This is a genomic window from Pseudomonas sp. 01L34, from assembly GCF_056400265.1.
This window is the reverse complement of record NZ_JBFTSX010000005.1, coordinates 728,606-737,952: the sequence shown is the minus strand read 5'-3', so window position 1 is coordinate 737,952 and position 9,347 is coordinate 728,606. Positions and strand designations below refer to the sequence as shown.

Annotated in this window: 5 protein-coding genes; all 5 read right to left on the bottom strand. The window is 59.4% G+C overall.

The genetic code is table 11. The features are described from left to right. A partial coding sequence (locus AC1DQM_RS19020; RefSeq protein WP_477746673.1) for a calcium-binding protein occupies window positions 1-464 on the bottom strand: 464 nt, incomplete at its 3' end. A 215-nt stretch (window positions 465-679) separates the two neighbouring features. Then, the gene (locus AC1DQM_RS19015) at window positions 680-4,252 is read right to left on the bottom strand and encodes a glycosyltransferase (protein ID WP_477746672.1); all 3,573 of its coding nucleotides are present in this window, start codon (window positions 4,250-4,252) and stop codon (window positions 680-682) included. A gap of 125 nt (window positions 4,253-4,377) precedes the next feature. Continuing rightward, a complete protein-coding gene (locus tag AC1DQM_RS19010; RefSeq protein WP_018929951.1) occupies window positions 4,378-5,946 on the bottom strand; it encodes a flagellar hook-associated protein 3 in 1,569 nt (522 codons plus the stop codon). A 13-nt stretch (window positions 5,947-5,959) separates the two neighbouring features. Beyond that, a complete protein-coding gene (flgK, locus tag AC1DQM_RS19005) occupies window positions 5,960-8,020 on the bottom strand; it encodes a flagellar hook-associated protein FlgK (RefSeq protein ID WP_477746671.1) in 2,061 nt (686 codons plus the stop codon). Window positions 8,021-8,043: 23 nt separating this feature from the next. Continuing rightward, complete coding sequence (gene flgJ / locus AC1DQM_RS19000; RefSeq protein ID WP_477746670.1) at window positions 8,044-9,342, bottom strand: flagellar assembly peptidoglycan hydrolase FlgJ; 1,299 nt, start codon at window positions 9,340-9,342, stop codon at window positions 8,044-8,046. Between the last annotated feature and the right edge of the window lie 5 nt (window positions 9,343-9,347).

The following is a 9,347-nucleotide window of genomic DNA, read 5'->3' as shown; positions in this document are numbered from 1 at the left end:
AAGGTCAGGCGCTCGATGTTAGCGGCCATGAAGGTGTGGCTGGGGTTGACCACCGACACGCGCATTTCATCGTTGCCGCCATCGGCCAGCTCGACGATGCTCGGCGTGGCACTGGTGTTGATGTAGTAGATATCGTCCCCGGCACCGCCTTCGAATGCTATCCCGCCCAGTGCAACGGTGAAGCTGTCGTTGAACGCCGAACCGATGACCTTTTCAACGTTGACCAAGGTGTCACCCTCGGCGTCGCCGCCGGTGCCGGCCAGCCCCGTACCCAGACGAATATCAACGTTCACCGCAGCGGCCGACGTCGAATAGTCCACGGTATCAGTACCGGTGCCGCCATCCAGCTTGTCCGCACCGGCACTCCCTTTGATCACATCATTGCCACCCAAGGCATAGATCTCATCATCCCCACTGGTACCTGTCAGCGTATCCACGCCATTTGTCCCGTTTATCACTGCCATTGCGACTTCTTCCTTGCCATATTGTTGAACCAGATACCTGCCGCCACGACGACCTGCAAACGCAGGTCGCTGACGAGTCTTTCAATAAACAAAGCTGTGGCGATTTATCGACATAAACGACACAAAGCTTGAGCCGCCGCCGCAAATTTGTAGCGCACCCGGCACAAACAAAACAGGCGGCCCAAGGCCGCCTGCAGGTGTACATCCATGCTAGATCAGTTTGGCAGCCAACCCTCGGCCCAGTAGTTGAGGTTATTGCCCTTGAGCATGTAATCGCGCAGCACTTCTTCGCGCAGCGCATCGCCCATGCGGTAGCTCGCATCAGGGTCGGACAGGTGCATGCGGATTGCCTCGAGCCACTCCTCGGTACTGTTACTCACGACTTTGGTACACGGCAGATAACCGCGATAGGCCTCGGTGTCGGTGCAAATAACCGGGTAACCGCAGGCGCCGTACTCCAGCAGACGCAAGTTGCTCTTACAGTCGTTGAAGATGTGGAACTCCAGAGGAGCCAGTGCCAGGTCGAGGTTCAGGCTGGCCAGTTTGGCGGGGTAAGCCTCAAGAGCGACGCCCGTGTGAAACTCATGCACAAATGGCCGTAGAGCCTCGGGGCACATTCCGAAAAATACCCATTCGACTTCATTGGCAAGCAGACGCACCACGTCGGCAATAATTGCCAGGTCACCGTCATGACTGGTGCCACCGCCCCAGCCTACGCGGGGTTTGCGCGAAGTACGACGATGACTGGTGAGCCCCGTCCACAGATGCGGTGCAAGCATGTTCGGCACCACCCGAATATCGTGATGCATGTCACGCAATGCATCCGCCAGCGGCTGAGTCGATACCACGACCCGATCACACAATCCGACACCACGCCGCACCAGTTTGTCGACACCCACTTCGGCCTTGCGGATGTGTGCGTTCTTTTTCGGCACATCGATCACGTAATCGTCGAGCTCAAAAATCCGGAAGGCTTGCGAACAGTTTTTGATTCGCTCGACCTCATCGACAGCCCCTTGGCTGTAGCGCCCCTGCAGGATGATCACGTCGGGCGAGCACCGCTCAAGTTCAATGTCCGTCGGCGTATGGTAGGTCATATGCCCTACCACTCGCCCCGCCGCCTCCAGCTCGAGGAACGGCTGGCTGACCCGATAATGCCCCACCGCCGTGGCGTTGATCGGAATCGCCAGGATCTTGGGCAGGGGCTGACGGGTGAAGGGATCCCACCCGTCCTTGAACCCAGGCTCCAGACTGAAATTGCTGGTGCCCAGACTCAGGTTCCGGTTATACGCCGGATCCCTGGCAACCAGGGGCAACCAGTTCCGGTAGAAGTGTTTCTGCTCAGCCTGCAGCACTTTGGGTGCGGGCCCGACAGTGGAAGCCGGGATCGCCTGCACCAGCTCGGCGTATGGCGTCCATACCACCAGGTAGCCGGCCTGCCGCACACGCAGACAAAAATCAGGACCATTAAGCGCCTGGGCCAAATGTTGTTCGTCCAACCCCTGCAACTCGTCGAAAACCTGCTTGCGTACCAGGAGACAATCGACGCCGACCGCACTGAAGTTCTGTACAGTTTGCTGACGCTGCATGTAGCCAGGGGCGTTGAGCAACTCTCCGCGATTGGGGACACCAATGGCCCCCCGCAACCCCAGAACCAGTGCCGAACCCTCGATCCGGCCCTGCGGACTCAGCATCCGCCCGCCAACTACACCGACCTCAGGGCGCAGGCCGTGATTCAGCAACTCGTCCAGCCAATCGGCATTGACGATGATGTTATGGGGGCTGAGCAACAGCAGATAGTCGCCCCGCGCCTGGGCCGCGGCGAAGTTATGCACCGCTGCCTGGTTGTCGCCATAGTCACAGCGCAGCACTCGCAGTTTGTCGCTGCCCATTTGCTCCATGGCCGCCAGCCAGCTACAGGCATCTGCGGCAATGCTGGCGTTATCGGCAATCAAAATCTCGTAACGCGAATAGGCCGTTTTTTCCAACAGACTTTCAACACAGCGCTGCAAAGAACCGATCTGGTCCCTGGTGGAGATGATGATCGATACAAGAGGCTGCTGGTCATGGAGGTAGTCAACACGATTGATCAGCGCCAGACTGCCGCTACGGACGCGGTGTGGCGCCTCAATACGCTGTAGATGCGCGGCAAGTACCCGAGGATTCTGCTCGATGACCTGGGGTTGCGAGAGCCACTGAGACAGGCGCAAGGCAGACTCCACGAGCACTTCGCTCACATGGCCGATGGCGTGCGGGCCATTGCTCTCCACCAGACGCCAGACCAGATCGTGAACACCGAGCTCATCGTAGCCCGCAACAATGCCGCCAAGCTCGAGAACCCGCTGACGCTGTAAAGCGAGGACCCGGCCGATGTAAGGGTAACTACGCATCAAGTCAAGATTGAAGTCCGGCTTGAACACGGGCTCGATCGACACCTCATCGCGCAGCCCTCCCTCATCGCTATAGAGACAGCGCACGTCCGGCATTTCGACCATGCGCTCGGCCAGCAGCAACAAGGCCAGCTCGTTCAAACGATCGCCCGCCCGGACCAGATAGATCCAGTCTGCCTCATCCAGTTGCCTCAGCAGTCGATTGAACTGAGCGACCGGTTCTTCATGCAAACGTACATGACGCACACCTTCGCAGGGCGCATGCTCCGAACGGGAAATCACCACCACCTGCTCGGCGGCATAAACCTGCTGACGAATACTCTTGAGCGTATCTTCCAGCGCTACGCTATTACCTTCGCTATCAACGACAATCGGCACAATCCGCGGACGCCAGGCCCACCCCTGCAGGCGGGCAGGCAAAAGACGCTGTTGAGCGGGGTTCAATGTGCGGCAAGACAACCATTCACGATACAGGTCGACAAAACTGTCGCAGTCGTCACCCACCCGGGAAAGCACCAGGGTGTGTATGAAACTCAGGGATCGGCCCAACCCCGACTCTTCCCAGGCATAGGGCTGACCATCGACTGCATCGGCCAGAGCCATATAGCGCACCCAGCCTGGTGCAGGTGCCGGCTCGCCACTGCGCAATGCAAGCATCTGTTTGAGCCAGTCGAGCTCTGTCGCCAGCGCATTCCTGACGTGTGGCTGATTACTCAATCGCGCCGGGTGCAGGCGCTCGAGACTCAGAACCTGACTGACGACAACCAGATTGCCGCGACGCAACAAACAGGCAAACAAGGCGAAGTCCAGGCGAGCCACGAAACCTTCACCGACCTGGGTCAACGCCGGCAAATACTCCAGCGCATGACGGGTACGCAGCAGCGCCCCGCTCAAACCGCTGAGGAAGTTGACCAGGGTGCTTTCCAGAATCCCCAACAGATCCTCACCCTTGAACAGCGTGATGCCAGTAGAAAAACAGCAGTTTTCCAGCCGCTCGGACAACAGGATGTAATCGCCGTCGCAAAACTGTCGCTGGGCGATGACCAGATTCACGTCATCACGATCGATAAAACCTTCGATCTGCTGCTTGATGCACTCAGGCAACAGTTGATCGTCGTCGCACAGCAGCTTCAGATAATCGCCGCTGGCCTCTTGTGCGCAAGCCATGAGGTTACCCTGAAATCCCAAGCGTCGATCATTGCGTACATAACGTAACCGGATCGACTGCGGCACCTCACAATCCTCGACGATCCGGCGGATTTCGTCGCCGACACTGTCGTCGCAGACAATCACTTCGAAGTTGCTGTAGGTTTGATTCAGCGCGCTTTGCAACGCCGCCTGAAAGAACTGCGGATTGAAGGCGGGGATGGCGATGCTGACAAGAGGGACTGGTTTCACGGCAGGGGAACTCTCGAGCGGCGGAAGCTCACTCTAAAAAGAGTGGAGCCTCCCGGAACCGCTGAAAAAAGACGGTTTGCACTCGGCAATCTGCAACCCTCGCGATAAATCGCGAAGGCCTAGATTCAGACTTTGTTGAACAGCCCCAACTGAGCGATCTTGCTGAACGCCAATTGCGAGGCCTGCAACATGGTTTGCTGCAGGGTCAGGCGGGTCATCACTTCGGCCGGATCGGAATCGCGAATCGACGACTGGGTCTGGGTATTGGCCAGCGCCAGACTCTGGTTGATCTCAGTCTGAGTGGTCAATGACGAACCGCGCCCCCCCACGGAACTGATGCCGGCCGCCAACTGGTCGATGCCACTGGACAGATTGCCAATGCCTGAACCGATCGCCGCGTTTAATTGCTGGATGGCGATCGGGTTGTTGTTGGTCGGTGTCGCCAGTGCGGTCTTCAGTTGGCTGACGGTATCCAGAACGTTCTGTGTCTGGTGTGTGTTGACTGCAACGGAGAACTGGTCACCCGCAGCCGGTGTACCGGCCAACGTAAAGGTAACGCCGGACGCGGTTGCCGTGGCACCGGCCATGGTGCCGCTGGACACCGGTTTGCTGCTGGCGGTCAGTGGCGCGGCGTACAAATCGTAGTTCGTGGCGCTGGTGAACTTGAGGATCGCACTACCGTTCGGGAAACTGGCGTGGTAGTTGGCGCTGTTGGTGACCGCGGTACCGGTGACCAGTGCCGCCGAAGGATTCCCCGGGCTGCGAGACGTAGTGAAGCTGTCCGGCTTGGCCGCCAGGGTGAAACTGTGCCCGGTGATCACTGTACCCGGGACGTCACCCGCTTGCAGGTTGATGTTCAACTTCAGATCAACGCCACGGAAATTGACAGTCTGTGTGGCCGCACCGTTGGTGGAGCTGAACACGCCGTTCTGACTGGCCTCGGCGGTGACGTCGTTACCTAGCGAATCGGTAATTTTCAACTGCGTGCCGCTGACGAAATCCACGGTGTAAGGCTCGCCGCTGCGGAACTTGGCGTTGTAGGTGACATCGGAGCCGACCTGACCGTTGGACAACACCACACGACCGTCATCGACCGCAGGCGCGGTGAGCGTGGTCTGAGTACGGCTGGTGTTGATCGCCTGCTGGAACACATCCCAACCGGTGCTGTTGGTGGCCATCGACTGGGTATCGCCAATCGGCAGATCCAGCGTGACCTGATCACCGTTGTAGGCGTAGCTGCCATCGGTGTTGCGGGTGAACGGCACCACATCGCCCTTGGACCCGGAGAAGATGTACTTGCCGTTTTCATCCTTGGTGTTCATCAGGCTGAGCAGTTGCTCTTCAATCTGCCCCAGTTCGGAAGCGTTCGCCTGACGGTCGGCATCGGTATAGCCAGCGTTGCCTGCGCCGAGCGCCAGCTCTTTGGCGCGCTGCAGCACGTTGCCAATACTGGTCATCACCGACTCGGTCTGGCCTAGGGTGCCTTTGATGGTGGTCATGTTGGCCGAGTACTGGTCAAGCATCGAAGCCTGCTGACCCAATTGCAGCAAACGCGAAGCACCGACCGGATCATCCGCCGCGGTATTCACGCGAACCAGGCTGCTGGCCTCTTCGCTGCTCTTGACCACGTTGGAAAAGTTCTTCTGATAGTTGGCAGCAGAGGACTCGTAAAACTGGGCGGTAGAAATGCGCATGGGCTACGACTCCTTAAAGACTGTTGATCAGTGTGCTGAAGATTTCCTGCGCAGCCTTGATGATCTGCGAAGACGCGGTGTAGTACTGCTGATACTTGACCAGGTTGCCGGTTTCCTCATCGAGGTCGACACCGGACAACGAGTCGCGAGCGCCCTTGGCGTTGGCCAGGATGGCGGTGGTCGCGGCACTGTCGAGCTTGCCTTGCGCGGCCTTGGCACCGACGCCCGAGACCAGTTTGCCGTAGGCATCGTTCAGGGAAATACCGTTGCTGGCCGAACCGGTGTCCACGGCCTGCTTGGTCTGCAAGGCGGCCAGCGTGGTGCCGTTACGGTTATCCAGCGAACCCGGCTGGCTGAGCGATACGTTGATCGCGGTGCCGTTACCTGGCGAACCGGCCACGGTCATGTCAAACGACACAGTGCGCTGCACGATGGGCGGTCCCGGATCATTGATCGCGGCGCCGGTGGCGTCGACCAGCGGAATGGTCAGGCTCAACGTATTGTTCTGGCCCGGCACGATGGTGCCGCTGCTGAGCGCGTTGCCTTGGGCATCGAGCATTTGGTAAGTCTGAGTCGTACCACCGGCCGCACCAAATACGATCTTGACCGGCGTCGACGTCTTCAGGCCGTTCTGGATCGTGGTGGTGGTCGCCGTGTCGTAGATATCGAACTTGGTGGTCAGGGCCGGTTGACCGCTGGCCGGAATCGTCAGTGTGCCGCTGCCGCCCGCAGCAATCGCCGCGCCCAACGGTGCCGCGATGGCCAGACGCTTGGAGTCGGTCATCTCGGTCTTGATGTTGGTCGCCGCGTTGCGGGTCGGGGTGATCTTGAACGTGTCGCCGGCGGCTGCGGTACCACCGGAAAGTGTCATGGAGAAACCATCGATCACCGGCGGTGGCGTGGTCAGCGTGCTGAACGCGCCCATGGCGGTGCCTTCTGGCAGACGCTGCACGGTGTAGTTGGTGGCGCTGGTGAAGGTGACCTTGTAATCATTGATGGTCAGCTTGCCGCTGTCCTCGATGCTCACATCGAAGTTGCCTGAACCGGCGCTGTTGCCGACCGTGGCAACGCTGCGCTGAGCCATTTGCGCTGCGGTGTTGATGCTATTGAACAGGTTCGAACCAAAATCACCGTTCTTGTCGATGCCCTGGGCCTGGACGGTGTTCATCTGATCGGCGACGACCAGCGCCACACGCCCCAGTTCATTCATGGCCGGGTCCAGCACGGTGCTGCGATAACGCAGCAAACCGCCCATTTCGCCACCGGTCATCACCGAGGTGATGTCGATAGTGCTCGAACCGCGATTGAGCTGAATGGCCGAACGCGACGGGTCGTCTTTGCTCGGCACCACTTCCAGCTTGCTGGCGGTATTCCCCATGACCAGCGGCTGTCCGCTGCCCAGGTAAATGTCGAGGTTACCGTCACGCTCGAGCACTTGCGCCCCGGTGAAGGTGGACAACTGGCGCACGGTCTCGTTGCGCGCATCGAGCAAGTCGTTAGGCTGGCCGCCGGCGTTGGAAACTTCGGAGATCTTCTGGTTCAACTGGGCCACGGTGGCTGCCAGTTTGTTGACCTGATCGGCCATGTCCGCCAGGTTGCCGTTGATGTCCGCGTTCTGCGCGGTCAACTGGCTGGAGATCGAGTTGAAACGGTTACTCAGGGCTTGCGCATCGCTGAGCAGCAGTTGGCGGGAAGCATCGTCGCCCGGTTTCGCGTTGACGTTCTGTACCGAGGCGAAGAACTTGGTCAGGGCGCCGTTGAGGCCGGTACCGCTGTCCGACAGCAACTTATCGAGCGGGCTGATCTGCCCGGCATAGGCAGCCGAGTCGCTGTTGAGCGAGGTGGTGGTTTGCAGTTGCGCATCGAGGTAGCTGTTGTACACCCGACGCACATCGGCCAGGGTCGTACCCGTGCCGATGTAGACATTGCCGAACTGATTCGAGGCCTTGCTGCCCTGCACGGTTTGCTGACGCGAGTAGCCTGCGGTGTCGGCGTTGGCAATGTTGTTACCGGTCACCATCAACGCGCTTTGGCCAGCGGATAAACCCGACATCCCGATGTTGAGCAAACTCATGATTCAAACCTTATGCCTTGTGCCTATAAAGGCGTAGTGGAAGCGCCCGCTGCAGCGTAGTTTTGGTAACTCGTCATCTGCTTGGCTATCTGCGAAATCTTGCTTGCGTAATCCGGGTCGGTTGCATACCCGGCTTTTTGCAACTCGCGTACAAACTGTTCTGGGTTATCGGCCGACTTCAGCACATCTTGATAGCGATTGTTGCTTTGCAGCAGCGTCACAAGGTCATGGAAACTGTCCTTGTAAGAGGCGTAGGAACGGAACTCGGCCGTCTCCTTGACCATCTGGCCATTTCTGAATTCGCTGGTGATCGCCCGCGCCGAATCGCCCTTCCAGTTACCACTGGCCTTGATCCCGAACAGGTTGTGACTACTGCTGCCATCCTGGGCGCGCATGACCGATTTGCCCCAACCGGTTTCCAGGGCGGCCTGAGCCACCAGGTAACGCGGATCGACACCGATACGGTCGGCGGCTTCTTTGGCCATCGGCAGCATGGTGTTGACGAATTCGTCGGCGGAACTGAACGCTTTCTTCGCCGGCGCCAAGGGGATTTGAGCCATGGCACGACCATAAATCTGCAGGCGCCCGCTGGAGGTCGTATCCGTTTGCGAAGCCAGCCAATCGCCGTTGTACAGCGGGCCGGAACCGGTCGCGGTGCTCGGCGGCACCTGGATTTTGTTCTGCGTTGCGGTGGCGGTTGTCGCCGTGGTCGATGCCGATGGCACCAGCCCGGCGAGCAAACGGTCGGCCAGTTTCGGTGGCAGCGCCAGACGCCGCTGATTGATCAGCGCCATGTCGTTGCGGTGTGCGCCCTCGCCCGCACCTGCCGGCGCTTTCACCGCGCGTGAAGCCCACAACGGGCGCTCGCCATTGAGGCGCGACAGCGGCCCATTGGTGGCGACCGTACCGGCGGCAATCGGTGTTTCCACGGCGGCCTTCGCGGCGGCTTGCTTGGCGGCAGATGCTGCCGCAGCCTCACCCGGCGCCAACGGTTTGTTCTTCGACATCTGGCGCATCAACACGTCAGCCAGGCCGATACCGCCGCCTTCGCGAGACAGGGAAACGGCCAACTGCTGGTCGTACATTTCCTGGTATTGCTTGGCTGCCGGCGTGTTGAGCGGATTATCCTTGCCCAGCGCTTCGGTGGCCGAGCGCATGGACTTGAGCATTTCGCCGAGGAACAGCGACTCGAATTCCTGCGCCACTTTGCGCATGTTCGCATCGCTGTTCTTGTCGCCGACCTTGAGCTGATTCAAACGATTCAGGTCCGAGTAGGAACCCGAATCGCTGCTGCTGACCAGACCGCTTTTGCGCATATCCATGATCG